Here is a 26,108-nt window from a genome sequence, read left to right as displayed (position 1 = left end):
AATTCCGATATGATTAAATTTTTTTATCTCACAAGCGGTAGTAAATTGTTGTGACCTAATCCAAAAAAGATGAAAACCTTATCACACATACTTCTTTTCCTTTTGATTGCCATTCCTATTCAAGTAAAGGGACAAATCGTACACTCAGGACAAGCGTCCAGTATGTCTGAGGTTCCTTTTGGAACGCTTTCCACAGAGCAAAACCAAAGAGTTCAGAGAATAGATGACATGTTGGAAAAGGCTATTCAGGACAATGATGTGCCGGGATTGGTGGCTTTGATTTCCAAAAATGGTAAAATTATCTACTATGAAGCTAAGGGAAAAGCGGATGTACAAGGCAATAAAGGTATGGAGAAGGATGCTATTTTTCGCATAGCTTCCCAGACCAAAGCCATCACATCAACTGCTGTGATGATGCTGTGGGAGGAAGGGCATTTTAAATTAGACGATCCTATATCCAAATGGATTCCGGAATTCAAGAATCCAAAAATCCTGCAACAGTTTAAGTACGAGGATACCACCTTTACTGCCCTTGCAGCCAATAAAGAAATTACCATCAGACACTTGCTGACGCATACATCTGGTTTGGGATATGGGATCATTGACGGTGATGAGCGTATGAAGATGCTATACCAGAAAGCTGGAGTCGTTGACCTTTATACCACGTCTGATATAAGTATTGAACAAAGCGTTAAGAAACTGGCAAGCCTTCCTTTGCATCATCATCCCGGAGAAAAGTTCACTTACTCAGAAGGCTTGGATGTTTTGGGTTATTTTGTTGAAATCATTTCAGGCAAACCCTTTGACCAATTTTTGAAAGATAGGATTTTTGATCCACTGGGAATGGAGGATACTTGGTTTTACCTGCCTGATTCCAAAGCGAATCGATTGGTCACCGTGCATAAAAAAGAAAACAAGAATTGGGTAAAGTATGAAGGGAAGTATTATGATGTTGATTACCCGAAGAAAGGTGCAAAACGCTTCTTTTCCGGGGGCGCAGGACTTTCCAGTACTGCTCAGGATTATGCACATTTTCTTCAGATGTACCTTAATGAAGGGGTATTTAATGGACAACGAATTTTAAGTCCATTAACAATCAAAACCATTATGGCCAATCAGATCGGGGATCTTTGGTCAGGTTCCAAGCATTATGGGTTAGCTTTTGGTGTAGTCACCGAAACAGGAGTCTCTGAGGGAGGAATCGGAAGCCAGGGGACTTTTGACTGGGGAGGATACTTCAATACCCAGTATTTTGCTGATCCTGAGACCAACACTATTGGCATTTTGATGAAGCAAACACGAGATTCCCCCAATGAGGATACGGACTGGAAGTTTAGGCAGATGGTTAATAGTTTGGGGGATTGAATTACTATTGAAATTAATTAGAAATATACTTCGTGAAATAAGGTTGAAATAAAGTAGATATAGATTGAAATAAGGTTGAGATAATATTCGGCGATTAGCGCTAGGTTTTTTTGTCAATAAGAATTGATTAAATCAATGGAACTTTACTCCTGGGAAACAGGTGATTTTTGGATAAATAAAGATTTATGTTTGATAAAATAATCCAGATTTATTTTAGGCCTTGACTGACCTCCTCCAATAACCTCAATATTTTTCAAAAGACCCGCTTAAAATTTAAAAGAAGGTCAGCAACTCAATTCTTATATCGCCGCAGGCATATTTCTATTTTATATCGGGCAAGCATATATCCATTATCCTGAATCCCTTCCCTCTCGAGGTTTCCGCTTCGCTTCAATATCGCGCAGCACATATCCACCAATATCGCCACAGGCTAATATCTTTTTAATATCGCCGAAGGCATATATCCATTTATCCCGAATCGCTTCGCTTTCGGGATCTCCGTTTCACTTCGATATCACGAAGCATATATCATTTAGATTTTCTTTCCACCTCCCTCAAATTCTCCAATTTCTTATTTCTCAAAAATCCATTGATGTCTTCAAAGTGTTCTTTGACACGTTTGTTGCCGAATTCGAAAACTTTGGTCGCCAAGCCATCTAAGAAATCCCTGTCGTGAGAAACCAAAATCAAAGTGCCATCAAAAGCCTTAAGCGCATCCTTGATGATGTCCTTGGTTTTCATATCCAAATGATTGGTAGGTTCATCGAGAATCAGAAGGTTAACGGGTTCCAACAAAAGCTTGATCATAGCCAATCTGGTTTTTTCGCCTCCTGAAAGCACTTTGACCTTTTTGTTGATGTCATCCCCTTTGAACATAAATGCACCCAATAGGTCTTTGATTTTTCCGCGTATCTCCCCAACAGCGATTTGATCGATGGTTTCAAAAATGGTCAGACTTTCATCCAATAGTGAAGCTTGGTTTTGTGCAAAATAGCCGACTAATGCATTATGACCCAATTCACACTTCCCTTCGAAGTCAATCTCACCCATGATGGCTTTGATCATGGTGGATTTACCTTCTCCGTTTTTCCCCACAAAGGAAACTTTTTGTCCCTGTGCAATGGTCATGTTGGCATCTTTGAAGACCACATGGTCACCGTAAGCTTTGGTGAGACCTTCTACGATGACTGGGTATTTTCCAGACCTTGGGGAAGGAGGGAAGCGCAATTTCAAAGCAGAAGAATCCACTTCGTCCACTTCTACGATATCCAGTTTCTCCAACATCTTCACCCTTGACTGTACCTGTAGGGTTTTGGAATAGGTACCTTTGAATCGGTCAATAAACTGTTGTGTATCAGCAATAAACCTCTGCTGTTCTTCAAATTGTTTTTGTTGCTGTTCTCTTCTTTCTTTTCTAAGTTCCAGGTAATGGGAATATTTGGCTTTATAGTCATAAATCCTACCCATTGTCACCTCTATGGTTCTGTTGGTTACATTGTCCACAAAAGCCCTGTCGTGGGAGATGACTACTACTGCCTTGGCTTTTTCAGTCAAAAACTCTTCCAGCCATTGGATGGATTCTATATCAAGGTGATTGGTAGGTTCATCCAAAAGAATCAGGTCAGGCTTTTGCAAAAGAATTTTTGCCAGTTCTATCCGCATCCGCCAACCTCCTGAAAACTCAGAACTTGGTCTTTGGAAATCTGCCCTCTCGAAACCTAGTCCCAATAAGACTTTTTCTATCTCTTCCTCATAATTCACTTCTTCTATAGAGTAAAATTTTTCTGAGAGTTCGGATACCCTTTCTATGATTTTGTAATATTCCTCAGATTCATAATCTGTTCTTACCGTCAGTTCCTCATTGAGTTGATCGATTTCGGTCTTCAAGTCAAGGTAAGAAGCAAATGCCTTGGCAGTTTCATCAAAAACGGTACAATCATCTGCGGTCAACAGGTGTTGGGGCAAGTAGGCAATTACTGCATCTTTTGGGGCTGAAACGCCTCCTTTGGATGGCTTGGTTGCACCTGCAATGATTTTGAGCATGGTAGATTTTCCCGCACCATTTTTACCCATAAGGGCGATTTTGTCCGTCGGATTAATGGAAAAAGAAATGTCACTGAATAAAGCGTGTCCGCCATGTATGACGGTAATATTGTCAACTGAGATCATGAGTATTGGAATTGAAGCGGCAAAGGTAAGTAATTGAAAATTCAAATATTAAAAGATTGGAAAATTAGTAAGGCAGGGAATGTCTCGAATTGCCTATTTACACTTTAAGGCCTCTTCGGAACGGTCTTTGCACTATTTAGCTTGATTAACCAAATGAATATACAATGGATAACAGAGCAAAATTAGAGAAAATGGATAGGGCCATTAGGCTTTTGGAAGACTTGAAAAACAGTCAGGTGGCGATGGTAGAAAAAGCTTCTCAGTTACAGATGGATGCCATGTCGTTCAATTTTTCGGAAATGGAAAAAAACATGGGTGATTTGTTTTCCCGCTACAATGAATCTCTTGATCTTGTCAATACGGAAATTGAAAGGTTTGAAATAAAAAGAAACCAGTTTGAGCAAAAACATGGTTTGGATAAAGTAGAGGAAGAATAAAAGCCAGATAAAGGTCAAAACCATCAGTTTAAATATCAATTGGATTCCAATTGTACTACAGCGCCATCTACTTCAATTGATGGCGCTCCTTTTATAATTTCCCACTGATTTTGACTTGAATTTTTTAAGAACGACTTTCCAAATGGATATCCTGTAGTCATAGAAATGATTCCGCTTCCATACATTTTTTCATACCTGACCCACTCGATACCGATGAGGTGTTTTCCTTTCAATAATATGTTGAATTCGCTTAGATCTAGCATGAAATCACCAGTATTTTTCCTTTCTAATTGCCAAAAAATTTCCCTATTCTGGGGCATAGCCACGAATTCATTCTCGCCTGTTTCGGTATAAATATTTACCCGAAAGGTAGATTTTTCAAACTGTAATGATGAAAGAGTAATTTTCACCTGCTCTAGTTTGATTTTTTTTCCTTTGGTGTCTATTTGAAGGCCGATTTCCCTACCTAGATTTTCTTCGGGTTTTCTATCTTTTGGGTTATAAGTCAGGCCAAAAATCGATTTTCTATTTGCCTTTCCCCAAACTACATTCTTAAAATCTCCCTCAGCTTCCAAAGTGAATTCAGGTAATTCTGTGGCGGTTTGAGACAACTCAAACACCATAGGGCATTCTCTTAAACTGCAGTTTTTCAGGATTTCTTCCAGCGAAAAGTTTAAGGTTTTATACCCCATTTTAGAAATCCTTAATATTTGATCTTGATGCTCGGTTAACGTTTCCAGTCTAAATTTCCCAACTTGATCGGATACAGTGCCTTTATTTTGATTGACCCAACCTACACTGCTAAAGCTCAGTGGTTCACCAGAGTCTGCATCTATTACTTGGCCAATAATAATGTTATTTTGCCCCAGTGATACAAATGAATACAACACTAGGAAAAGAAGCATTGAAAAACATTTCATGTTATGAATTTTTCCGAAAAATACGGTTTTGAAGAAGGAGTTGTGAGTTAAAAAAGTTTAAACCTGACAGGTTATTGTTCTTTACACTTTTGCTTGCATATGTAGAATTAGTGGAACTTTGTAAAAGTTTAATGCTAAGCGACACTTTTATCTTTCTTTTCTTCGCTTATGTGATATAGGACATCAGGGCAAAGATCTATACCATTGTCCCAAACCAATGTTTCAAATTCCAAGTCAAGTTTTACTTTCAGGAAACAGTTAGGGTCTTTTAGTTCCGCAAATTTTGAGTCGGGATTTTTTCCCCACTCCATTAATTTGTCTCGAAGATCAACTTTTCTGATTTCCCCAGATTCAAATTTCAATGTTAATTTGAAAGGCTCAATATGTATTATTTCTTTTATGGCGTGCATTGTTAGTTTTTTTACTGTAAAGGATTAATTTTTTTTAACTCAGGAAAATCCGTTTGGGCAGTTTTCCAGTTTTCCAGTTTTCCATCAATTCTTGCCTGTTTAATTCTATCCAGTCTTCAACTAAACGTAGAGCTTTCTTTGGTAGTTCGCCTTCCATCAGTTCTCCTGTTTTGATATTAAAAATACCTTTATGTTCTCAGTACTTTGCATGAAAATGAGGAGGATTATGGTCTTTGGCAAACATGTAAATAATTATTCCATAGAATCTGCTTATTTCAGGCATTTTTATGTAAAAATAGCAAAAAAATATATTTGGTAATAAGCTTTGTAATTCAAATCAGACAAAGGATTTAACATAATCACATGAAAAAACCGCCAAGAACATATTCTTGACGGTTTTTTTACTAATTAACTATTAACTATTAACTATTAACTATTAACTATTAACTATTAACTATTAACTATTAACTATTAACTATTTTTCTTTCTCTTAGGCATCTACACCCAGAACCCTAGCCATTACAGCTCCGATTTCTGCAGGTGATTCAGCTACGTGAATACCGTTTTCGGCCATGATGCGCATCTTAGCTGCAGCAGTATCATCAGCACCGCCAATGATGGCACCAGCATGACCCATTCTACGTCCCGGAGGTGCAGTCTGTCCAGCGATAAAGCCTACAACTGGCTTTTTGTTGCCATTTTCTCTGATCCACTTGGCAGCATCTGCCTCATAGTTACCACCGATCTCACCAATCATGACAATTGCATCAGTCTCTGGATCTTCCATCAAAAGTTTTACTGCGTCTTTGGTAGAGCTTCCGATGATTGGATCACCGCCGATACCGATAGCAGTAGATACACCTAAGCCTGCCTTTGCAATTTGATCAGCTGCTTCATAGGTCAAGGTTCCTGATTTGGACACAATACCCACTCTACCTGGCTTGAATACAAATCCTGGCATGATACCTACTTTGGCCTCTCCTGGGGTGATGACACCTGGACAGTTTGGACCAACAAGGGTAGCACCTCTTTCTTTGATATATGGTTTTGCCTTCATCATGTCGGCAACCGGAATACCTTCCGTAATAGCGATAATCACTTTTATGCCTGCATCAGCTGCTTCCATAATGGCGTCGGCTGCAAATGCCGGTGGAACAAAAATAATTGATGTGTTGGCACCTGTTTTTTCCACTGCTTCTTCCACAGAATTGAAAACCGGCTTTTCAAGATGGGTACTGCCACCTTTTCCCGGTGTAACACCACCTACCACATTGGTACCGTATTCTATCATTTGCTGTGCATGGAATGAACCTTCAGAGCCTGTAAAGCCCTGCACAATTACTTTTGAATCCTTATTTACTAAAACACTCATGTTTTGATTTTTTAAGTTTGGACAAAAATAAAAGATTAAGCCCGTTGACAAAAAGAAAAGCGAAACAATATCTAATTAATTTACAGTGTGCGTATCTTTTTCTATTTTAGACGGCATTTGAAGCACTTATGAAAAAAAGTTTATTACTCCTTATTCTCAATTTCCTGATTTTTCAGCTTGCCTTTGCTCAGGTCTTTCAGTTCAATAGATTTATCAGAGGCCTTGAACTTCCTACGGATAATGTTTTTGAAATTGTACAGGATGATACAGGAAAAATGTGGTTTAATACCGCTCAAGGGGTGTTTTTTTCAGATGGTTTTTCTACTCATACACTTCCTGAAACTATTGCAAACCAACTTTCATTTAAAGTAGGTTTGCTTAAGGATGGTGATGGTAAAATATGGGTTTATAATCAATTTGGGCCTATTAAAGCCTTTTTATGGGATTACTTTGAGTGGAGGGAATATGAGTTTCCTGAAGAGCTCTTGGCCTCTAATTCTCAAATTCAACACAAATTGCTGACAGTGGGAGAGGGCAACCATTTATGTGTTTTTTTACAGTCCGATACGACGTTGTCAGTTTTTAAAAATAAGCAGTGGTCCTATTACAGTCTTCCCCACAATGAGTTAGGTGCATTTCAGTCAGTTTTGAGAAAGGAGGATTCATTTTTATTGCTTTTTAGAAATAAGGCTGTCGTTCTTGATGAAAATGGCCTGTCCGATTTCGACTTCAAAGGGATAGACTTACCAGCTCCTGTCAGCCATATCGAATATGATGCGAGTAGGGAATTGTTTTTTTTCTTGGGAAAAGATTACCTCGCTTCAGGTAAAGAGATCGATCAACCCGAAAAAATCCATCATTCTGGCTTTGTGAGGAATATTTATAGTCTGATAGATTATAGTGGTTTGCAAGTCGTTGAAGGTATCGTGTTTTTTCACTATAATTCACATCTTTATAAACTCGATCTGGACAAAGAGAGTATTGTAGAAATAGATGCTTTTGATGAATTGAAATCGTATAATATCTATTACGCCTATGTCGATAGGCAAGATATTCTCTGGTTGGGGTCTCATAGGGGTGTGTTGAATATCAAATCATTGAGGTTTCAGAATTTTAAATTCAACCCATTGCTAGATGATGAAGTGACAGCTATAAATGAATTAGAGCCGGGAGTTTTTTTACTTGGATTCAATAATGGCTTACAGATTTTTTCAGAAGGAAATGTAAGTACTGTCGTGGAAGACCAAAAGTTGCGTGGACAGCCAAGAAATAGAATCACCAATTTTTCCAGAGATAAAAATGGTATTATATGGTTTTCATCCAATCTGGAGGGTTTGGGTAGGTATAACCCCAAGACCAATGACCTGAATTTTACACCAAGTCCTTTTGAGAAATTTGTAACAGCGGTGTCAGCCATAGGGGACTCCTTATTTGTGGTCAGTAGGGACCGTGTTTACCTTTCATCCATTTACAATCAGGCTGACAGTCATTTTGACAATGATATCACCCAGTTGTTTTTGGATAAATTGGATCAACAAGAGGCGTTTTTCAGAAAAGTCAACAAGCTCTCTGACGGGCGTATGGTCTATATGCAAGGTGGAAGTAATGTCCTCAAAGATGGCCTTTATGAGGATAAAGATATGCTGACTGTGGTTGGTTTCGACTTTTTGGACCTGGGGGATTCTGTGCTTTTCGGTACTGAGGAGGGTTTGAAATTATGGAAAAATGGGGAGTTTGACTTTTTTCAAATCAACGGATTACGTATTAATCGACCTGTTTATGCATTACTCAAAGATTCCCGAGGCAATATTTGGATAGGCACCGATAGAGGGGTATATAAGTACAATGGGGAAATCCTACGGAATTTTGATGAAAGAAATGGGCTCTCAGGGACTGAAATAAATCGTGGTGCATTCAAGGAGGGTACAGATGGGAAAATCTACATTGGGACTCAAAGAGGACTTTCCATCTATCAGCCAGATGATGATCTGAGGTGGGATTTCAAACCTTTTGTGAGCATGGGTGGAATCAACCTCATCAATTCTCCTGGCAAAAGATTTAAACTCGATGATATTCCCTATTCAGAGAATTCGATACGTATAGACTATGATGCCATTTCTTTCTTACAGGTTTCGGACCTTGTGGTTTCCTACAAGCTGGAGGGATATGATGAGGATTGGGTCGAATTGATCAACCCTATAGATAATACACTATACTTCAATAACCTTCCGCCGGGAGAGTATCAGCTGCACCTCAAAGCTGGACTTCGGGGTCTGGATATGTCCGAAGTAGTAAGCTCGGAAAGATTCATTATACGCAAACCCATGTACCTTCAATCTTGGTTTGTGGTTGTGGTTTTGTTGACATTCTTAGGCATTGGATTTTTACTCAGTACTTTACTTAGTCAGGTGAAAAAGCAGGGCGCATTGAAGAAAAAAATTGATGAAAAGACCGCAGAAGCTAAAGTAAATGAAGATCAGTTCAAAAATGTATGGAATAGCTCCCAAGATGGTTTGGTGATATCGGTAGAGGGAGGTAAGGTTATTTTTGCGAATCCTGCCATGACCACTTTGTCAGGATTGGATATCAGCGAGGTGACGGAACCTAATGTGACTGATTTTTTCACTGATCCTGATTACTATTACGACCAAAGGGTCCTTTTACTAGACATGTTAAAGGAGTCAGGAGGTGATGTAGTCAAGACTGATATGAAAATGCCTTTCAAGTCAGGTCTCAAAGATGTTGAGTTTTACATTACCTACCTAGACTCGAGCGTAGAAGGGAAAAAGGTATTTTTGAGTGTTTTTAGAGATATCAGTACAAAAAAGGAGTATGAAGAAAGTCTCAAAGAGGCAAAAGAAAAGGCAGAAGAATCCAGTAGGTTAAAAACAAACTTTTTGGCTAATATGAGTCATGAGATCAGAACTCCATTGAACGGGATTATGGGAACTGCCGAAAACATCATTATCGAAAGAAAAGATGATGAAGAATTGATCAATCAACTGGAGATCATCAGAGAATCAGGAGAAAGACTTTTGGAGACCATCAACAGTATCTTGGATTTATCAAAAATAGAGGCCAATAAAATGGATTTGGTCTTCAAAGAAACCAATATCAATGACTTCTTAAGCAAGGTTTTGGTCCCGCTGAAATCCTTAGCTGTCAAGAAAGGTTTGCTGCTTAGGGTCAGGTATGAAACGCCATCTTTTGAGACCTCAATTGACCAAAGGTATTTGGAAATGATTGTAAATAACCTGGTGGGAAATGCGATAAAATATTCTGAGAAAGGTATGATTACCGTAACTATCAAAGAAAATGACAGGCACTTGTTCTTTCAGGTGAAAGATGAGGGCGTTGGAATCAGTGAAGATTTCCTGACAAAACTATTTATACCCTTTGAACAAGAAAGTGGAGGCTATGGTCGTGAATATGAAGGTTCGGGATTGGGCTTGGTTATCACTAAGAACCTGATTTCATTGCTCAAAGGAAACATTAGTGTGGAAAGTAAAAAGGGAGAGGGTACCTGTGTGACAGTTTTGTTACCGCTTTATTCAAATTGATTTTTGAAATTGGATTAATCTAGTAATTTGCATCTTCATATTTACTGAATATATGTTTCCATTAAGGATATTGATCACTGAAGATGACCACGTCTCCGCGCTTTTGCTCAAAAAAGCTCTCGAAAAAAACAACCATCAAATTATAGGGATTTCGGACTCAGGTGAAAGAGCACTTGAAATACTGGAAGAAAGTACCGCAGATATAGTGATGATGGATATCAATTTAGCCGGAGAACTTGATGGCATTCGAACCACTGAAATCATCAATGAAAAATATGACATCCCAGTTGTATACCTAAGTGCTAGTTCTGATGCTGAGACCTTGTCAAAGGTGGTTGGTACTAATCCCTCAGCTTATGTAATTAAGCCCTTTAATATTAGGGAACTGAATATGGTGATCGAATTGGCCATATTTAAAGACAGAAAGGAAAAGGAACTTCAAAAGCTGAACAATGAGCTTGAGGAAAAAGTCAAGCAAAGAACAGCTGATTTGGCTGAAGCAAACAAAGAACTGACAAGAGCGTTGGAAAAGGAAAGAGAAATCGGTGAATTAAAGTCAAGAATTGTACTGAACGTTTCCCATGGCTTCAAAACGCCACTCACTTCGATTTTAAGTTCCGCCCAATTATTGCAGAAGTATGCAGAAAAAGATCATCCTTTCAGAGTCAAAATAGAAAAGCATGCCAATAAAATTGAAAATTCTGTCCGAAGTTTAAATAGTCTTTTGACCTCAGTTTTGTTTTTTGGTAAAGCCGATGCCAATAAGATTGATTACAAGCCTCACAAATTGTTTTTGATGGCCATGTTTACCGAGGTTGTGGATGTGGTAAAGGCCGGGAGTGAAAATGATGTGAAAATCAATTTCAAACAAGGTAAATTGCCAAAGACGATCATTTCTGATACTGACCTCTTATATCAGATATTTGAAAATTTGCTTTCCAATGCAGTCAAGTATTCAAAAGATGGTCAAGAAGTCGATTTTGAAGTGTATGAAGAAAATGGAGTACTGAAAAGTTTGATCCGGGATCATGGAATAGGCATACCGGAAAAAGAGCACGATCAGTTATTCGATAGGTTTTTCAGGGCCAAAAATGTCGGGATAATCGAAGGTTCAGGTTTAGGATTGTCAATAGTAAAAAAATGTATAGACGTATTAAAAGGTGAGATCACTTTTGAAAGCAAGCCTGGCAAAGGAACTACTTTCTACGTCTCCATACCAATTACCAAATAGATATGCTTGAAGCAAAAAATCTGGAATTTTATTACCAAGAAAAACAAAAATTCAATATACCCGACATCAATCTTGCTCCTGGGGAGCAATTGCTGATTATCGGGAAGTCAGGCAGTGGAAAAACTACTGTTCTTAATATGCTTGGAGGTCTTTTGAAACCTTTAAATGGAGAAATCCATATAGATGGCACTTCTCTCTATTCATTGAAGGGAGCCAAACTCGACAAGTTTAGGGGTAAAAACATCGGTATCATTTTCCAAAAGCCTCATATCTTGTCTCCATTGACGGTGGAAGAAAATTTAAAGTTGGCTAATTTTTTCTCTGGAAAACCAAGTGAAAAAATAGATGGTATCCTTAAAGAATTAGGCATCTACGATAAGAAAAAATCAAAAGTAACTACCCTTTCTGAAGGGGAAGCTCAGCGGGTATCCATCGCTAGGGCACTTGCCAACAGCCCAAAGGTAATCCTTGCGGATGAACCGACTGCAAGCTTAGATGATGCCAATGCCGCTACGGTGGTAAAGTTGCTTAAAGAGCAGGCTGAGAAGTTCAATGCTGCATTGGTTATCGTTACGCATGATCAGCGTGTGAAAGATCATATTTCTAACCAAATTACAATGGGAGGTCTGGTATGAACATGTTGAAATTAAGTTGGAAGTACTTGGTAGCAAAGCCACTGAATACTGGCCTGAATATTTTATTACTAGCCCTGGGATTGGCGATCATTACTGTTCTTATCCTGATACAGGATCAGTTTGAGAATAAAATGACCAAAGATTCCCAAGGGATTGATTTGGTAGTCGGTGCAAAAGGAAGCCCATTGCAATTGATTCTGTCGAGTGTGTATCATATTGATTTCCCCACAGGAAATATCGATCTTGATGATGCCACAGCACTTACAAGGAACAGGTTAATCAAAAATATAATCCCGCTTGGATTGGGCGACAATTATCAAGGATACAGGATTGTAGGGACCAATTACGATTACTTGGACCTGTATGAAGCAGGACTTGAGGCAGGAGAGAGATGGAAAAAACCTTTTGACGTTGTCCTAGGCCATGAAGTTGCCGAAAAGCTGGAACTGAAAGTTGGCGACAATTTCATAGGGTCACATGGTATAGGCAGTAGCAGTCACGAACACGATGAACATCCTTATACAGTGACAGGTATACTTAATCCTATGGGTAACGTACTGGATAAATTGGTATTGACCAGCATTGAATCAGTATGGTATACCCATGACGAAGAACATGACCATGAAAAGTTTGAAGCTGAAGTCGCTATTTCAGGTTTTCCAGATCCCGGTGATGAGGATAGGGAGCTTACCTCTCTTTTGGTACAATACCGAAATCCAATGGCAGCTGTACAACTTCCCCGGATGATCAATAGCAGGACCAACTTACAAGCAGCATCCCCTTCTTTTGAGATATCAAGGTTATTTGAACTTTTGGGTATAGGCATCAAGTTGGTTCAAGGGCTTGCTATCGTGATTATTGTTATTGCTGGCCTAAGTATATTTATTGCGTTGTTCAATTCACTTAAAGAGCGCAAATACGATCTTGCAGTCATGAGGGCTCTTGGAGCATCAAGTGGTCAATTATTCTTACATATTATTTTGGAGGGAGTGATTTTGACTTTCTTGGGAGCCTTAGTCGGAATGATAATGGGGCACCTTTTCCTAAGTATTATCGTTAGTCTAAACGAACAAGGTGCCATCAGTAGCCTAAGTGCTTCGGTTTTCCTTGTAGAGGAATTATACATATTGGGATATGCTATCGTGGTCGGTATTTTGGCTTCGCTTATCCCGGCATACAATGCATATCAAACAGATATTGCCAAACAGCTTACAAAGTCATAAAATGAGATCAACCACCCTTAATTATAAAAGTATGTTATTAAAGAGAACTGTCCTATCCACTATATTTGTTTTGGCCATAGGCATCAGTTATGCCCAATCATCAAATAATGTTTGGAGAGACCTTTCTGAAGTGACCTATAAAATAGGTCAAGATGAATTTGGAGAATTATACATTCCTGTTTTTGGAGATAAGATCAAAAATCTTGAAGGTAAAACCGTAGAAGCAGATGGCTACATCATTCCATTTGAGGGTATGTTTAAGCCTGAGCATATCATCTTATCCTCCTTACCGCTGGCGGAGTGTTTTTTCTGTGGATCAGGTGGGCCTGAGACAGTAATGGAGGTGTTGATGAAAAATCCAATCAAGTATACCTCCAAAAGAGTAAAAGTAAGAGGAACGCTCACATTGAACGATTCAGATCCTGAAAAGCTGATGTATATATTGAAAAATGCAGAATTGCTAAACTGATAAAAAAGCTCTCATTATTGAGAGCTTTTTTGTTCCATTTCCGCAAACTTTTTAATTAATTCCAAGGTCTTTTCACCCACTTTCCCACTTCCTATTTGTTTGGTGCCTATTTGACTTACGGGCAATATCTTCTTAGTGGTAGAGGTGATGAAAGCTTCATCAGCATTGAGTAACTCATCATAACCTATTGGCCTGATGGCTACATTACCAGCAAGTTCCAATACACGCTTTCTGGTAATGCCATGCAGGATGTCTTTGTCAGGAGTAGCGATTTCCCCATCTTTAATCACAAAAATATTAGAGCGGGAACTTTCAGAAATATATCCATTCAAATGGTACAATACATCTTCGGCACCCTCACTTTTCCAGATTTTGCTGTGCCATACAGGAAAGGCATAGTTGGTCGTTTTGATATCAGCAATGTACCTGACGTGTTCTATAGGTAGGAGTTTGATTCCATTTTCGTACTTCACATTTGATGGAAAATCCAAATCCTCATTGAATATAAACAAGCTTCCGTCTGTAGGTGAAAAATGGTTTTCAGATACCCCACCTGATAGAACCATCCGGATTCCTCCGTTTGCCAAGTCATTTTTATCAATGAGCTCAAGGATTATTTTCTCTAATTCTGCCTTGGAATATTGTAAAGGCAGGTATGTTTTTTCTGCTGACCTGATGAATCTATCAAGATAATCACTTAAAAACAGTGGCTTGTAGTTGGAAGTCCTGAAAAAATCGAAAATCCCATACCCTCTGATCAGTCCGATATCCATCGGGTGAATGCTAGCATTGACTGAAGCGATAATTTGATCTTGGGCAAAGCAAAACTCTTTCATATTTATGATTTGATTGTTCTTTTAAAAATAAGGAATCGATTGCTATTCATATCAGATTACAAGAATAATTTTTTTTGAAAGAAATATTTTTTTACCGCTAGAAAAAAAGTCTTTAATTAATAACTATAACAGTTTAAAAATGGATTATATTTATCCAAATATTGTATTTGTAAATAAATTATTGTTTTTATAAAATAAGTACTACTTTGCATATGTCAAACCACCTAATTATGAAAAACATTTTTAACAGTGTAAGCTGTGTTATTTGTATAGTGTTAATTTCATTTTCCTGTAGTCAATCAGACAATAGTACAGAGGAGCTTCGAGATGAAGTCATAGCCATTCACGATGAAGTGATGCCCAAGATGGGGGAACTTAAGTCTATGAGAAAGGATATTCTGAAAATTTCAGAAAACCTACAACAGGAAGACTCTCTAGGCAATACTGAAAAAATACAGGAGCTGGAATCCCTCGCAGAAAGGATGGATCAAGCGTTTGACGGGATGTTTGTATGGATGCGTCAGTATAAACCTGCCGCTGAAGAAGTTTCTGATGAAGATTACAGGGAGTACCTTATAGGTCAAAAAGAGATGGTAGAAAAAGTAAATCAAGACATCCGCTCTACTATGGCCGAAGCGAGAAGTGTTTTGGAATCCAAAAACTAATTTCTCTTATTCAAGATACTTTCCAACAGCATTTGCATCAATAACACCCTCTTTGTTGCCCCAAATATTGTAGATATAAGTCATTATTTGAGCGATTTCCATATTTGTAAGTCTTGGATTAGAGGGCATTACTTGATCGTAGATTACTCCGTTAACCATTATTTCTCCCTTTTGTCCGTGCTTGATGATTCGCGCAGTCCTACCCACATCTTCTTTCATGTAATCAGAGGGGTTCAAAGGGGGAATTAATTTTCCTAAGCCTGTTCCGTCTTTTTGATGACAGTTAGCACAATAGTTTTCGTACAAGACTTTTCCTTCAATTGCATACTGAAGTACTTTGCTGTCTCTGATCGAGGCAAGGGACCCCTCGTCTTTTTGAGACCCTGATTGACAAGCCATCAATCCAAAAAAGGAAAGAAGAAATGCATAAGAAAATATACTTTTACTCATTCGCTGGTAATAATTTAGGTATATCCCGCATCAATCTATTGACTTGATCTTCTTTGGTTCCGTCATAAACTCCGCGAATTCTGCCTTTTTGATCTACCAATACAAAGGCTCCAGAGTGAAGAATTCCTCCTGGTTCATCTTTCTCAGCCATGGCAGTGGTAAGATAGCTGGTCTGGCCTATTTCAAAAATCTTTTCCTGATCACCTGTAAGAAAATGCCAAGTATTGTCATCTTCAACACCGATTTTGGCAGCAAAATCATTGAGCAGCTCTTCAGTGTCATGCTCTGGATCCAAAGTATGACTTAGAATCATAAAGTCAGGCTGGTCTTTAAATTTATCGTAAACCCTTAGCATTTGGGTCTTCATGATAGGACAGATGGTCGGACAGGTTGTGAAAAAAAAGTCTGCAACGTAAACTTTTCCATCTGTCGATGAATTGCTGATTTCCTTACCCTCTTGATTGGTGAATTGAAACTGACCGATTTTATGATAGACAGTGTCTTTGACAATTTTACCTTCCATTTCAAATTCATTGACGTGTGAGTTGCCAAGTATTGGAAGCGCTTTGTTCTGGTCACTTTCTCTTTCAGAGCTGCCTGAATCGCAACTGCTTACAAGGATCGAAATGGAAATTATGACAAATGAAATTAGATGTATTCTTTTCATGATATGAATCATATGTTTTTAACTCTTTTCCCTTACTCTTTTATACCATTTTATACCAATCATCATTACAACACTGAGGACTACCAAACCGGCAATACCCCATGCCACGCTGACGAGGCTTTTCAACACTATTAAGAAAACAATTGCAAACAGTAAAATAGTTGCAACTTCGTTCCATATTCTTAACTGCGTTGAGGTCCATTTTGTGATGCCATTTTGCAAATCTTTGTAGATCTTGTGGCAAATAAAGTGATAAATGTAGAGAATGAAGACAAATCCTAACTTGGCGTGCATAAATCCCAACTGCATGTAACCCCAGCGGTAGTACAAAACCCAAAACCCAAAAATCAGCGTGAGAATAGCCGATGGCCATGTAATGATCATCCATAACCGGTTTGACATGATGTTGAGCTGAGGTGCTAAGATTATTCTTTCAGCTTCGGGTTTTTCCAAAGCTTCTGTTTGGTAGATAAATAATCTCACTATATAGAAGAGTCCTGCAAACCAAGTGATTACAAAAATGATGTGTAGGGCTTTGATATATTCGAAGGCCATTGTTGATTTTTTCCTCTAAATTAAAGCATTAAATTGAATGAGACTGAATATGCAAGGTAAGAAACTGTTTTATTTTATTGGAGGGATCGTTGTAGTCATAGTTCTATGGATTATGGCAGATACGATGATGCAGCCCGGCGTTGGGGATTTGAAAGGGGATTTTCAAGAGGTTTCATTTTATAGAAATGAAAACAATACAGGTCCTGTCATTAGGGTTTATGCCGTTTATACTTCAGATAGTCTTTGGGCTGAAATGAGACAGTATGGAGATTATATGCCCCATACCAAATATGGAAATACCAAGGTTTTTTTCTTTCGGGATAAAGCCAATGTTCCTCAAAGCCTAAAAGGTAATGAACCATATTTCAATGAAGCTTTACAAAATTATTGTATTGCCAAATATGAAAAATCTGCAATGGGAGATGTGAAGTTTACAAAGAATCCCTTCCGTTAATTAGTTATATTTAGTATTTGAAAAAATATAGAGGATTTGAAAAGAAATAGACTTTCAGTAGATCAATATGTTTCGGGAGTACTCAAAGGAGACCGAATGGTCCTGAGTAGGGCAATTACTTTAGTAGAAAGCACTTTGGAGTCTGATCAGTTGCTCGCTGAAAAGGTCATGGAACAAGTTATTCCCCATTCAGGAAAGTCAATAAGGATTGGAATCACTGGCGTACCGGGAGTGGGTAAGAGTACCTTTATAGAAAGTTTCGGAGATATACTTCTGGAAGCAGGATACAAGCTGGCTGTACTGGCTGTAGACCCCAGTAGCCAAAGATCAGGAGGGAGTATTCTTGGAGATAAAACAAGAATGGAAAAGCTTTCTGCCGATAAAAGGGCTTATATCCGTCCCAGTCCGGCTGGGAGTACGCTTGGAGGGGTGAGTGCTAAGACTAGAGAGGCAATGTTATTGTGTGAAGCAGCGGGTTTTGGAGTGATTTTTATTGAGACAGTAGGCGTGGGGCAATCAGAAATCGCCGTAAGAGGAATGGTTGACTTTTTCTTGCTTTTGATGCTTGCAGGTGCTGGAGACGAACTGCAGGGAATCAAAAAGGGGATCATTGAAATGTGTGATGCCCTAGTCATCAACAAAGCCGATGGAGACAATGTAGAAGCTGCAAAAAGAGCACAAAGAGAGTATGCAAATGCACTTCACCTTTTTCCGGCTAAGGAAAATGGATGGTATCCTAAAGTGAAAGTCAGTTCGGCAGTAACAGGAGATGGCCTGAAGGAAGTTTGGCAAATGATCCAAGAATACATAGAAAAAATGATGTCAAATGGCTTCTTTGAAAGTAATCGTGCTTCACAAAGGGTGAATTGGATGCATGAGCATATCAGGTATTTGTTAGAAAGCAGGTTTTATCAAAATCCTAAAATCAAAGAGTTGATCAGCTCTTCCCTTGAGGATGTCCGTAACGGGAATGCATCAGCCATTGCCTTCGGAAGGTTATTGGTAGATAACTTTATACAAATTAAAGAAAGGTAAGATGAGTAAAATTTTGGTGATGATTATCTTGATTATTGCTGCATGCTCTGAAAAAGAGAATGTAGAAAGTATGATATATGATCAAAGGAGCTTTGAAGATAGTGTTTGTATTGAAAATGAATGTGCCAATGTGATTCTGGATTACCCCTTTTTCACAAATGATAACATGACAGCATCTATTATCAATGAGTATATCGACCAACAATTGGTAATGATGTTGAGCTATACAGATTCAGATTCAAGCCAATCATTACAATTCGCCGTACAAGAATTTTTGAATTCATTTTCAGAATATGCCCAAGAAGGTTCATTTGTCCAAAGTTGGGAGATAGAAGTCATTGCTGCTGTCACTTTCCAAAACAACAAGCTGCTTTCTATTAGTTTCGATGCCTATTCCTATACAGGAGGTGCTCATCCCAATTCTTTTAGACAATATGTCAACATCAATAAGGAAGAGGGTTTCTTGATAAAAAACAATGAATTGATCCAAGACCAGGAGGGGCTTTTACAAATAGCTGAAAATGCCTTTCGAGAGTATCATGAAGTCAAGGAAGGTGTTAGCTTAGAAGAGGATGGAAGGTTTTTTCTCAAAAACGACAGTGATTTTTTTCTTCCGGTTGCAATAGGTCTGGAGCAGGATGACTTGGTTTTATATTTCAACCCCTATGAAATTGCATCATATGCCCAAGGTCCTACCATGTTGAGGTTTCCAATAGAAGAAGTTGGGCACTTACTCAATGATAGTCTTTACGATCAGTAAGACCGCATTTTGAATTTCTTCTTCAGTTCGTTGACAGAATTTCTGAAGGCAGTATCCGTTTCCATAATATCATTTACTGTCTGAACGGCATGTATCACAGTACTGTGGTCTCTACCGCCAAAGTGATAACCGATTGATTTGAGTGAATGGTTGGTAAATTCTTTGGAAAAATACATGGCAACCTGTCTGGCTGTGACAATTTCTTTTTTCCTTGTTTTAGCTTTTAAATCTTCGATTTTGATCTCGAAATAATCGGAAACTGTTTTTTGGATAAAATCAATGCCTACCTCAGTTTCTATATCTTTGACGATGTTTTTCATAATCGTTTTCGCCAAAGAAAGGTCTATTTCTACTCTGTTTAATGAAGCATGGGCAATCAGCGAAATCATGACACCTTCAAGTTCACGGACATTGGTGTCCACAGTATAGGCAAGGTATTCTATGACATCATCAGGGATGTAAATGCCTTCAGATTGCATTTTCCTTTTGATGATAGCTACCCTGGTTTCAAAATCAGGCATTTGAAGATCTGCAGTCAGTCCCCACTTAAATCTTGACAACAAACGCTCCTCCAAACCTTTGAGGTCTTTTGGCGGACGATCGGAAGTCATGATAATCTGTTTTTTGCTTTGATGCAAATGATTGAAGATGTGGAAAAACATTTCCTGAGTTCTGTCTTTTCCAGCAAGAAACTGTATATCGTCAATAATCAGAACATCTACTTGCATATAGAAATTTGTAAAGCTTTTCACGTTTCCATCTTTAATGGAATCCATAAATTGGTTTACAAATTTTTCTGATGAAACGTAGAGTACAAATTTCTCCTCGGGACAATTTTTTATCTCATTCCCTATGGCTTGAACCAAGTGTGTTTTACCCAAACCTACACCACCATAGACCATCAGTGGATTGAATGAAGTGATTCCAGGCTTGGTAGCCACAGCGAATCCAGCAGAGCGAGCCAACCTGTTGCAATCTCCTTCAATATAAGTGTTGAAAGTATAGTTTGGGTTGAGGTTGGATTGTAAAAGCATATCACTGTTGAGTGATTGCATTTCAAAAGGACTTTTGTGATCAGTTACTTCAGGTGCCTTTTTATTGGGAAATGAAGAATTGCCCTGTGGGTAAGAAACAACATAAGGTTGGTTTTGGGAATTCCCTTTATCCACGACTACTGCATATTCTAACCTTCCATTAGGTCCTAAAGTGGCTTTAATGGCAAGTTTGAGTACTTGAACATAATTATCCTCTAACCATTCATAGAAAAATTGACTTGGAACCTGAATCGTCAGGCTACTACCTTCCAGTCTGACAGGATTGATAGGCTTGAACCAGGTAGAATAGCTTTGATCATTCACGTGTTGTTCTATAACACGTAAACATTCACTCCAAACTGCGTTAGCCTCTGAACTCATTAATATACTAAAGTAACTATGCTTAAAAGAATTAAAATCCCTTTTCCTCGCAAATAAGGGGGCATCAAATTTGGGGAAAATATATTTAAATAAAAAATCAAAAACCAGTTGACTTTTTAATAAATAGGTAAACTCCTGACCGAGGCTAATTTTACTTTATTGTCTTTGGAAAATACAAAATCCACCTTGCCAAGTCTTAAGGCTCCAGTTCCTACTTGATGTACTATAGTATCAAATCCTTCTGCGTTTACTACCCTCGTAGGTTCGTCGAGAAAGGTATGGGTATGTCCACCAAGAATTAGGTCAATTCCACTGACAGCGGAGGCTAATTTAAGGTCATCAATTTTCCCACTTCTATAGGAATAGCCCAGGTGTGAAAGGCAGATGATCAGGTCACATTTTTTTGATTTTAATTCAGAAACCATTTCCTCAGCAATCGATACAGGGTCTAGGTATAATGTGTTCCCGTAATTTTTCTTTCCCACTAAACCATCCAACTCGATTCCCAACCCGAAGACACCGACTTTTATCCCGTTTTTTCGAAAAATCTCATAGGGTAGAATCTTGTCCTGAAGGATTGTTTTCGAAAAGTCGTAATTAGAACAAATATGCGAAAATTGGGCATTTGGTAATTGTGCTAAAATACCTTCAAGACCATTATCAAACTCATGATTCCCTATTGTAGAAGCATCATACCCCATTTTACTCATCAATTTGAACTCCAATTCACCTCCGTAGAAATTGAAATAGGGCGTACCTTGAAATACATCTCCGGCATCCAAAAGTAAAAGGCTGTCTTCCTCTGTTCGGATTCTGGAAACCAGGTTGGCCAATTTAGTCATTCCTCCCTGATTGGCATTCCTGCCACCATCATCCGGAAAAGGGTCAATTCTCGAATGCATGTCATTGGTGTGTAGAATGCTTAACCTTTTGTCACCCGGAAGTGCTCCAGCCAAAGCTAAGTTTCCGGAGTATGTTAGGCCTAGCCCTGTAATCAATGATTTAAGTATAAAATCTCTTCTTTTCATTTCAGTCGAGTTTTTGTCTTCCTTCTATTCTTGCTGATATTTTCTCCCCTTTTTCAGTGAGGGCTTTGATGCGTTCGATCAATAAATCCCTCAGCACGATATCAGTCTGTTCTTTTCTAGGTGCATCTATCAAGAAATCCATGTTGTCTCCTCCTGAAGCCATGTAGTCATTGACAGCCAAAAGGTAGGTTTTATCGTCCTCTACCTGCTTACCATTCACGAGATACCTTACCAATTTACCTCCTTCGCTTTCAACATAGAGGCCTGATAAGCCAAGGCTTTTTCTGCTTACGGCGTATTCAGCGAGTTTTCTCAACCTTTCAGAATCAAGCTCAAGGATGTATAAGTAATTGTCAAATGGAGAAAGTTCATAAATATTTCCAAGTGTAATTTCACCCATTGGAAGTATGTTTCTTATACCACCATTGTTCATGGCAGAAATATCAATTGAGTAGCCGAATGTTTGCTCAGCATGCTCTTTTTGCAAGTCTGTGATCAGGTTTCCCAAAGCAGTTTCACCAGAGCCGGCCTTGTTGATCTCAGAGGTAGTCTCACCGATTACCTTCCCCATTTCAGCCTCCAGGTTTTCCCTGTAGGGACTGACAAAATCTTCCATCTCGGGATGAACAGCCACATTTGAATCCAATGGGAGAAAAGTGACCTGCGCACTTTTCTGAAGTTGGGGCGCACAGGCAATCAATAACGAGAAACCTAAATATATGCTCCAAGAATAAATACTTTTAAGCTTCCCCATTTTTCGAATTGATATCAAATAGTCGTTTTTCAAACTTGTAAGTCTTATTTTTGATGCTAAAGATACATGAATTCCCTTTTGGGAAGGTCTCAAAAAGTAACTTTTAGCAAAAGCCATAACCAAACCCAAATATGAAACAAAATCTTTTTACTGACTTCCAGAAAGTTACCAAGGAAGAATGGATTAATCAGGCTACTAAAGACATCAAAGGCAAGGATTTTCAGAAAACATTGGTCACCAATGGATTTGATGGCATAGACTTGTTTCCATTTTATACCGAAGAAGATCTTAAAGAAACTCAATGGTTGCAACAATACCACAACCGTCTCAATAAACCATCCGATATTCCAGGAATGTCCCCCAGGTATTGGTCGAATATTTTTGCTATAAACATAAATCAGGAGGCAACAGATAATAAGAGGATTTTGCAAGCGCTGATGACAGGAGCGGATGCATTGTTACTTTCGGTGAAGGAAGGGGTAAATTTTGATGTGCTTTTAGAAAATGTAGATCTTGAATACATTGAGCTTTACCTAAAAATAGAAAAAGCACAGGTGTCTGTTTTAGGTAGTTTTTTGAACTGGTATCATACTTTGGGTAAAAGTCATGAATCCCTAAGAGGGGGCTTGCTGTGGGATCCAATCACATCCTGCTTAGCTGAAAAAAATTCATTAGGTTCAATAGTCGAGTCAGTTTCAAAAGCACTTTCCATAAGTGAGGATTATCCTTTTTTTAAAACGCTGTGTATTGATTCGGCTTACTATCATAATTCTGGGGCAAGTCTTGTTCAGCAATTGTTTTTACCCCTTGGTGGTTATATAGAATTGATTGATGGCTTGACAGAAAAGGGAATTGAACCAGAGCAAATGTTATCCAATACATTACTGCACGCTGCCTCAGGGTCTGATTATTTTCTTGAAATATCAAAACTCCGGGCTTTTAAGATACTTTTTCATCAATTGGCTGATTTGTATCAAGTTGAAGTGAAAACAGAAGATGTCAAACTTGTTGTCAGTACGAGTTTCTGGACAAAGTCAAAGAGTGATGTGCACACCAATATGTTGAGAAACACTACTGAGGCAATGTCTGCTGTCCTGGGCAGTTGTGATGCGCTATGGGTGAGGGTACATGATGAAGTAAAAGGTGAGATCAATACTTTTTCGGAAAGAATGGCAAGAAACATTTCCAGCATCCTCAAAGAAGAATCTTACTTAGATAAAATTATGGATCCTGTAGCAGGGAGTTATTTTATTGAGTGTGTTACCGCTCAGGTTATTGCAAAAGTTAAGTTTGAACTTGAGATACTTGAATCAAAGGAAGGGTGGTGGAGTACCTATGAATCTCATCAATTGCAGGATTTGGTAAAAGCTGCCAGATATGCCAAGATGGAAGATTTGACTACGGTCCGTAAAACCAAAGTAGGTGTAAATAAATACCAAATGAGTGAAAAATTGCCAGTCGACAATTTAATGTGGGAGGAAGAAAATTGGCAATTATTGCCCTTGAGAGAGAGTTTTTTGATTGAATATCCTAATCTAGCCAAACAATGAGACCAGACATAACCAAACTTGGACACAATACACACTCCTATGCACCTCTAAATTCAGATGGAAATTGGGAGACAGCCGAAAAAATTATCGTTCCTCCTGTATTTGAAATGCAGCAGCTAAAAAATATAGAACACTTAGGTTTTGCAGCCGGCATACCTCCTTACCTGAGAGGGCCTTATAGCACCATGTACGTGATGAGGCCATGGACAATCAGGCAATATGCCGGATTTTCTACAGCTGAGGAGTCAAATGCCTTTTACCGTAGGAATCTTGCAGCAGGCCAGAAAGGGCTTTCGGTTGCATTTGATTTAGCCACACATAGAGGTTACGATTCTGATCACCGCCGGGTGGTGGGTGATGTAGGGAAGGCTGGAGTAGCGATTGATTCTGTGTTGGATATGAAAATGCTTTTTGACGGGATTCCATTGGATCAAATGTCCGTCTCTATGACGATGAATGGAGCAGTGATCCCCATTTTGGCTTTTTTTATTGTGGCGGCCGAAGAGCAAGGTGTCAAACCCGAACAATTGACTGGGACAATTCAAAATGATATCCTAAAGGAGTTCATGGTAAGAAATACCTATATCTATCCCCCTCAACCTTCCATGCGTATCATTGCGGATATTTTCGAATATACTGCACAGAATATGCCCAAATTTAATTCTATTTCCATTTCAGGTTACCACATGCAGGAAGCAGGCGCTACCGCTGAACTTGAACTGGCCTATACTTTGGCAGATGGACTTGAGTACCTCAGAACAGGAGTAGCTGCAGGTTTGGATATAGACGAGTTTGCCCCTAGACTTTCCTTCTTTTGGGCGATTGGAATGAATCATTTTATGGAGATTGCTAAAATGAGGGCAGGACGATTGCTATGGTCTAGGATTGTAAATCAATTTAATCCCAAAAACCCAAAATCCTTAGCGCTTAGAACACACTGTCAAACCTCTGGTTGGTCTTTGACTGAGCAAGACGCTTTCAATAATGTCACAAGAACTGCGGTAGAAGCCATGGCGGCTGTCTTGGGGCATACCCAGTCTTTGCATACCAATTCCTTCGATGAAGCCATAGCTTTGCCAACTGATTTTTCAGCAAGAATTGCTAGAAATACCCAGTTGTATCTCCAGGAAGAAACAAAGATCACCAAGGTGGTGGATCCTTGGGGAGGGTCAGCTTATGTAGAGTATCTGACAGACCAACTTGTAGAAAAGGCTTGGGAACTGATTGAAGAGGTTGAAAACCTTGGAGGAATGGCCAAAGCCATAGAAGCTGGAATTCCTAAAATGAGGATCGAAGAAGCCGCTGCAAGAAAGCAGGCAAGAATTGACAGTGGCAAGGATGTGATTGTGGGAGTCAACAGGTATCAAACAGATGAAGTCTCTGACTTTGAAATAATGGAAGTCGACAATGATTCTGTGAGAAGATCCCAGATTGAGGGCCTTAATAAACTGAAAGCAGATCGAAATCAGGGAGAGGTACAAGAATCTTTGAGCGCCATCACTAAAGCAGCAAAGTCCGGAGATGGCAATTTGTTGACTTTGGCAGTAAACGCTGCAAGAAAAAGGGCTACTTTAGGTGAAATATCTATGGCTATGGAAGAAGAATTTGGCAGGCATAAAGCAAGCGTGAAGTCCATCTCCGGAGTATATTCTGGAGAGGCAAAAGATGATCAAGTCTTCATGGAAGCCAAGGCACTTGCAGATAAGTTTGCCGCTTTGGAAGGAAGAAGACCAAGGATAATGGTGGCGAAGATGGGTCAAGACGGGCATGATAGGGGGGCAAAAGTGATTGCTACCGGTTTTGCCGACTTAGGTTTTGACGTGGATATAGGGCCTTTGTTTCAGACTCCTGAAGAGGTGGCCATGCAGGCGGTAGAAAACGATGTCCATATTGTAGGGGCTTCCTCACTCGCAGCCGGGCACAAAACGCTCGTGCCTGCCTTGATTGAGGAACTGAAAAAACTTGGGAGAGAGGATATCATGGTCATAGCAGGAGGAGTAATTCCGCCTAAAGATTATGAGTTTCTTTATAAAGCCGGTGTCGCGGCTGTATTTGGGCCGGGTACAATTTTGTCCAAAGCAGCCACGGAGATTCTAGAACAACTTATGAAGGATAGCGGTTAAAATTATTTCGTATTGAAAACACAAA

The 26,108-nt window shown here is 39.0% G+C and carries 24 protein-coding genes and 1 pseudogene; 13 read left to right on the top strand and 12 right to left on the bottom strand.

What is annotated here, in order from left to right:
• Window positions 1–69 precede the first annotated feature (69 nt).
• On the top strand, window positions 70–1,365 hold the full coding sequence (locus CLW00_RS11545) for a serine hydrolase domain-containing protein (RefSeq protein ID WP_106133838.1): 1,296 nt from the start codon (window positions 70–72) through the stop codon (window positions 1,363–1,365).
• Window positions 1,366–1,893: 528 nt separating this feature from the next.
• Here CLW00_RS11545 and CLW00_RS11540 read toward each other — a convergent pair.
• A complete protein-coding gene (locus CLW00_RS11540; protein WP_106133837.1) occupies window positions 1,894–3,534 on the bottom strand; it encodes an ABC-F family ATP-binding cassette domain-containing protein in 1,641 nt (546 codons plus the stop codon).
• A gap of 164 nt (window positions 3,535–3,698) precedes the next feature.
• On the opposite strand from CLW00_RS11540, the gene CLW00_RS11535 reads away from it, so the two are divergent.
• Window positions 3,699–3,971 carry a hypothetical protein gene (locus CLW00_RS11535; RefSeq protein ID WP_106133836.1) on the top strand — a complete coding sequence of 91 codons (273 nt, stop codon included), beginning with the start codon at window positions 3,699–3,701 and terminating at the stop codon, window positions 3,969–3,971.
• Between the two features lie 35 nt (window positions 3,972–4,006).
• Here the strand turns inward: CLW00_RS11535 and CLW00_RS11530 are convergent, their stop codons facing one another.
• The 4 genes and pseudogenes from CLW00_RS11530 to sucD all read right to left on the bottom strand — a co-directional run bounded on the left by CLW00_RS11530 (window position 4,007) and on the right by sucD (window position 6,673).
• Entirely contained in the window at window positions 4,007–4,876 is an 870-nt protein-coding gene (locus CLW00_RS11530; RefSeq protein WP_170073214.1) for a carboxypeptidase-like regulatory domain-containing protein, read from the bottom strand.
• Window positions 4,877–5,025: 149 nt separating this feature from the next.
• Window positions 5,026–5,301: a DUF2442 domain-containing protein gene (locus CLW00_RS11525; protein ID WP_106133834.1), complete on the bottom strand. Its 276-nt coding sequence runs from the start codon at window positions 5,299–5,301 to the stop codon at window positions 5,026–5,028.
• A gap of 34 nt (window positions 5,302–5,335) precedes the next feature.
• Window positions 5,336–5,494, bottom strand: a pseudogene (locus CLW00_RS21655) (DUF4160 domain-containing protein); the annotation flags it as partial.
• Between the two features lie 297 nt (window positions 5,495–5,791).
• Window positions 5,792–6,673: a succinate--CoA ligase subunit alpha gene (sucD, locus tag CLW00_RS11515; protein WP_106133833.1), complete on the bottom strand. Its 882-nt coding sequence runs from the start codon at window positions 6,671–6,673 to the stop codon at window positions 5,792–5,794.
• A gap of 128 nt (window positions 6,674–6,801) precedes the next feature.
• On the opposite strand from sucD, the gene CLW00_RS11510 reads away from it, so the two are divergent.
• Genes CLW00_RS11510 through CLW00_RS11490 form a run of 5 tightly spaced genes read left to right on the top strand, consistent with a single transcriptional unit; the run spans window position 6,802 to window position 13,791 of the window.
• Window positions 6,802–10,233, top strand: a complete 3,432-nt coding sequence (locus CLW00_RS11510) for an ATP-binding protein (RefSeq protein ID WP_106133832.1) — start codon at window positions 6,802–6,804, stop codon at window positions 10,231–10,233.
• A 52-nt stretch (window positions 10,234–10,285) separates the two neighbouring features.
• Window positions 10,286–11,464: a hybrid sensor histidine kinase/response regulator gene (locus CLW00_RS11505; protein WP_106133831.1), complete on the top strand. Its 1,179-nt coding sequence runs from the start codon at window positions 10,286–10,288 to the stop codon at window positions 11,462–11,464.
• Between the two features lie 2 nt (window positions 11,465–11,466).
• Entirely contained in the window at window positions 11,467–12,099 is a 633-nt protein-coding gene (locus CLW00_RS11500; RefSeq protein ID WP_106133830.1) for an ABC transporter ATP-binding protein, read from the top strand.
• Window positions 12,096–13,322, top strand: a complete 1,227-nt coding sequence (locus CLW00_RS11495; protein WP_106133829.1) for an ABC transporter permease — start codon at window positions 12,096–12,098, stop codon at window positions 13,320–13,322. The genes CLW00_RS11500 and CLW00_RS11495 overlap by 4 nt, the downstream gene beginning before the upstream one ends.
• A gap of 31 nt (window positions 13,323–13,353) precedes the next feature.
• On the top strand, window positions 13,354–13,791 hold the full coding sequence (locus CLW00_RS11490; protein ID WP_106133963.1) for a hypothetical protein: 438 nt from the start codon (window positions 13,354–13,356) through the stop codon (window positions 13,789–13,791).
• A gap of 14 nt (window positions 13,792–13,805) precedes the next feature.
• On the opposite strand, the gene CLW00_RS11485 is transcribed toward CLW00_RS11490, so the two are convergent.
• Window positions 13,806–14,627 carry an aminotransferase class IV gene (locus tag CLW00_RS11485; RefSeq protein WP_106133828.1) on the bottom strand — a complete coding sequence of 274 codons (822 nt, stop codon included), beginning with the start codon at window positions 14,625–14,627 and terminating at the stop codon, window positions 13,806–13,808.
• Window positions 14,628–14,857: 230 nt separating this feature from the next.
• On the opposite strand from CLW00_RS11485, the gene CLW00_RS11480 reads away from it, so the two are divergent.
• Window positions 14,858–15,292 carry a hypothetical protein gene (locus CLW00_RS11480; RefSeq protein ID WP_106133827.1) on the top strand — a complete coding sequence of 145 codons (435 nt, stop codon included), beginning with the start codon at window positions 14,858–14,860 and terminating at the stop codon, window positions 15,290–15,292.
• 6 nt (window positions 15,293–15,298) lie between these two features.
• Here the strand turns inward: CLW00_RS11480 and CLW00_RS11475 are convergent, their stop codons facing one another.
• The 3 genes from CLW00_RS11475 to CLW00_RS11465 are packed head-to-tail and all read right to left on the bottom strand — an operon-like array spanning window position 15,299 to window position 16,964.
• A complete protein-coding gene (locus CLW00_RS11475; RefSeq protein WP_106133826.1) occupies window positions 15,299–15,742 on the bottom strand; it encodes a c-type cytochrome in 444 nt (147 codons plus the stop codon).
• Complete coding sequence (locus tag CLW00_RS11470) at window positions 15,735–16,409, bottom strand: SCO family protein (protein ID WP_106133825.1); 675 nt, start codon at window positions 16,407–16,409, stop codon at window positions 15,735–15,737. Before CLW00_RS11470 ends, CLW00_RS11475 begins: the two co-directional genes overlap by 8 nt.
• Window positions 16,410–16,427: 18 nt before the next feature.
• Entirely contained in the window at window positions 16,428–16,964 is a 537-nt protein-coding gene (locus tag CLW00_RS11465) for a CopD family protein (protein ID WP_106133824.1), read from the bottom strand.
• Between the two features lie 37 nt (window positions 16,965–17,001).
• Here CLW00_RS11465 and CLW00_RS11460 point away from each other — a divergent pair, with 37 nt between their 5' ends.
• From CLW00_RS11460 to CLW00_RS11450, 3 genes are read left to right on the top strand one after another with little or no spacing between them, the layout of a single operon-like run.
• Complete coding sequence (locus tag CLW00_RS11460) at window positions 17,002–17,418, top strand: hypothetical protein (RefSeq protein ID WP_245917247.1); 417 nt, start codon at window positions 17,002–17,004, stop codon at window positions 17,416–17,418.
• A 36-nt stretch (window positions 17,419–17,454) separates the two neighbouring features.
• On the top strand, window positions 17,455–18,453 hold the full coding sequence (meaB, locus tag CLW00_RS11455) for a methylmalonyl Co-A mutase-associated GTPase MeaB (protein ID WP_106133823.1): 999 nt from the start codon (window positions 17,455–17,457) through the stop codon (window positions 18,451–18,453).
• A gap of 1 nt (window position 18,454) precedes the next feature.
• Window positions 18,455–19,213 (top strand): DUF3298 and DUF4163 domain-containing protein, encoded by a 759-nt coding sequence (locus CLW00_RS11450; RefSeq protein WP_106133822.1) that lies wholly within the window; start codon window positions 18,455–18,457, stop codon window positions 19,211–19,213.
• On the opposite strand, the gene dnaA is transcribed toward CLW00_RS11450, so the two are convergent.
• The 3 genes from dnaA to CLW00_RS11435 form a co-directional block, all read right to left on the bottom strand.
• Entirely contained in the window at window positions 19,207–20,628 is a 1,422-nt protein-coding gene (dnaA, locus tag CLW00_RS11445; RefSeq protein WP_106133821.1) for a chromosomal replication initiator protein DnaA, read from the bottom strand. The genes CLW00_RS11450 and dnaA overlap by 7 nt on opposite strands.
• Window positions 20,629–20,744: 116 nt before the next feature.
• On the bottom strand, window positions 20,745–21,656 hold the full coding sequence (locus CLW00_RS11440) for a bifunctional metallophosphatase/5'-nucleotidase (RefSeq protein ID WP_106133820.1): 912 nt from the start codon (window positions 21,654–21,656) through the stop codon (window positions 20,745–20,747).
• Window position 21,657: 1 nt separating this feature from the next.
• On the bottom strand, window positions 21,658–22,410 hold the full coding sequence (locus CLW00_RS11435; RefSeq protein ID WP_170073213.1) for a 5'-nucleotidase C-terminal domain-containing protein: 753 nt from the start codon (window positions 22,408–22,410) through the stop codon (window positions 21,658–21,660).
• 131 nt (window positions 22,411–22,541) lie between these two features.
• On the opposite strand from CLW00_RS11435, the gene CLW00_RS11430 reads away from it, so the two are divergent.
• Entirely contained in the window at window positions 22,542–23,960 is a 1,419-nt protein-coding gene (locus CLW00_RS11430) for a methylmalonyl-CoA mutase family protein (protein ID WP_106133818.1), read from the top strand.
• Window positions 23,957–26,083 carry a methylmalonyl-CoA mutase gene (gene scpA, locus CLW00_RS11425; protein ID WP_106133817.1) on the top strand — a complete coding sequence of 709 codons (2,127 nt, stop codon included), beginning with the start codon at window positions 23,957–23,959 and terminating at the stop codon, window positions 26,081–26,083. The genes CLW00_RS11430 and scpA overlap by 4 nt, the downstream gene beginning before the upstream one ends.
• The last annotated feature ends 25 nt before the right edge of the window (window positions 26,084–26,108 follow it).

Origin of the sequence: Mongoliibacter ruber (assembly GCF_003003005.1) — a bacterium.
Taxonomy (GTDB): Bacteria; Bacteroidota; Bacteroidia; order Cytophagales; family Cyclobacteriaceae; genus Mongoliibacter; species Mongoliibacter ruber.
The sequence above is the reverse complement of the archived record's forward strand: the minus strand, read 5'-3'. Positions and strand labels throughout refer to the sequence as shown.

Coding starts and splice junctions, on each gene's coding strand:
- CLW00_RS11545 (WP_106133838.1), top strand. CDS start 70: ATGAAAACCTTATCACACATACTTCTTTTCCTTTTGATTGCCATTCCT.
- CLW00_RS11540 (WP_106133837.1), bottom strand. CDS start 3,534: ATGATCTCAGTTGACAATATTACCGTCATACATGGCGGACACGCTTTA.
- CLW00_RS11535 (WP_106133836.1), top strand. CDS start 3,699: ATGGATAACAGAGCAAAATTAGAGAAAATGGATAGGGCCATTAGGCTT.
- CLW00_RS11530 (WP_170073214.1), bottom strand. CDS start 4,876: ATGCTTCTTTTCCTAGTGTTGTATTCATTTGTATCACTGGGGCAAAAT.
- CLW00_RS11525 (WP_106133834.1), bottom strand. CDS start 5,301: ATGCACGCCATAAAAGAAATAATACATATTGAGCCTTTCAAATTAACA.
- sucD (WP_106133833.1), bottom strand. CDS start 6,673: ATGAGTGTTTTAGTAAATAAGGATTCAAAAGTAATTGTGCAGGGCTTT.
- CLW00_RS11510 (WP_106133832.1), top strand. CDS start 6,802: ATGAAAAAAAGTTTATTACTCCTTATTCTCAATTTCCTGATTTTTCAG.
- CLW00_RS11505 (WP_106133831.1), top strand. CDS start 10,286: ATGTTTCCATTAAGGATATTGATCACTGAAGATGACCACGTCTCCGCG.
- CLW00_RS11500 (WP_106133830.1), top strand. CDS start 11,467: ATGCTTGAAGCAAAAAATCTGGAATTTTATTACCAAGAAAAACAAAAA.
- CLW00_RS11495 (WP_106133829.1), top strand. CDS start 12,096: ATGAACATGTTGAAATTAAGTTGGAAGTACTTGGTAGCAAAGCCACTG.
- CLW00_RS11490 (WP_106133963.1), top strand. CDS start 13,354: ATGTTATTAAAGAGAACTGTCCTATCCACTATATTTGTTTTGGCCATA.
- CLW00_RS11485 (WP_106133828.1), bottom strand. CDS start 14,627: ATGAAAGAGTTTTGCTTTGCCCAAGATCAAATTATCGCTTCAGTCAAT.
- CLW00_RS11480 (WP_106133827.1), top strand. CDS start 14,858: ATGAAAAACATTTTTAACAGTGTAAGCTGTGTTATTTGTATAGTGTTA.
- CLW00_RS11475 (WP_106133826.1), bottom strand. CDS start 15,742: ATGAGTAAAAGTATATTTTCTTATGCATTTCTTCTTTCCTTTTTTGGA.
- CLW00_RS11470 (WP_106133825.1), bottom strand. CDS start 16,409: ATGAAAAGAATACATCTAATTTCATTTGTCATAATTTCCATTTCGATC.
- CLW00_RS11465 (WP_106133824.1), bottom strand. CDS start 16,964: ATGGCCTTCGAATATATCAAAGCCCTACACATCATTTTTGTAATCACT.
- CLW00_RS11460 (WP_245917247.1), top strand. CDS start 17,002: ATGAGACTGAATATGCAAGGTAAGAAACTGTTTTATTTTATTGGAGGG.
- CLW00_RS11450 (WP_106133822.1), top strand. CDS start 18,455: ATGAGTAAAATTTTGGTGATGATTATCTTGATTATTGCTGCATGCTCT.
- dnaA (WP_106133821.1), bottom strand. CDS start 20,628: ATGAGTTCAGAGGCTAACGCAGTTTGGAGTGAATGTTTACGTGTTATA.
- CLW00_RS11440 (WP_106133820.1), bottom strand. CDS start 21,656: ATGAAAAGAAGAGATTTTATACTTAAATCATTGATTACAGGGCTAGGC.
- CLW00_RS11435 (WP_170073213.1), bottom strand. CDS start 22,410: ATGGGGAAGCTTAAAAGTATTTATTCTTGGAGCATATATTTAGGTTTC.
- CLW00_RS11430 (WP_106133818.1), top strand. CDS start 22,542: ATGAAACAAAATCTTTTTACTGACTTCCAGAAAGTTACCAAGGAAGAA.
- scpA (WP_106133817.1), top strand. CDS start 23,957: ATGAGACCAGACATAACCAAACTTGGACACAATACACACTCCTATGCA.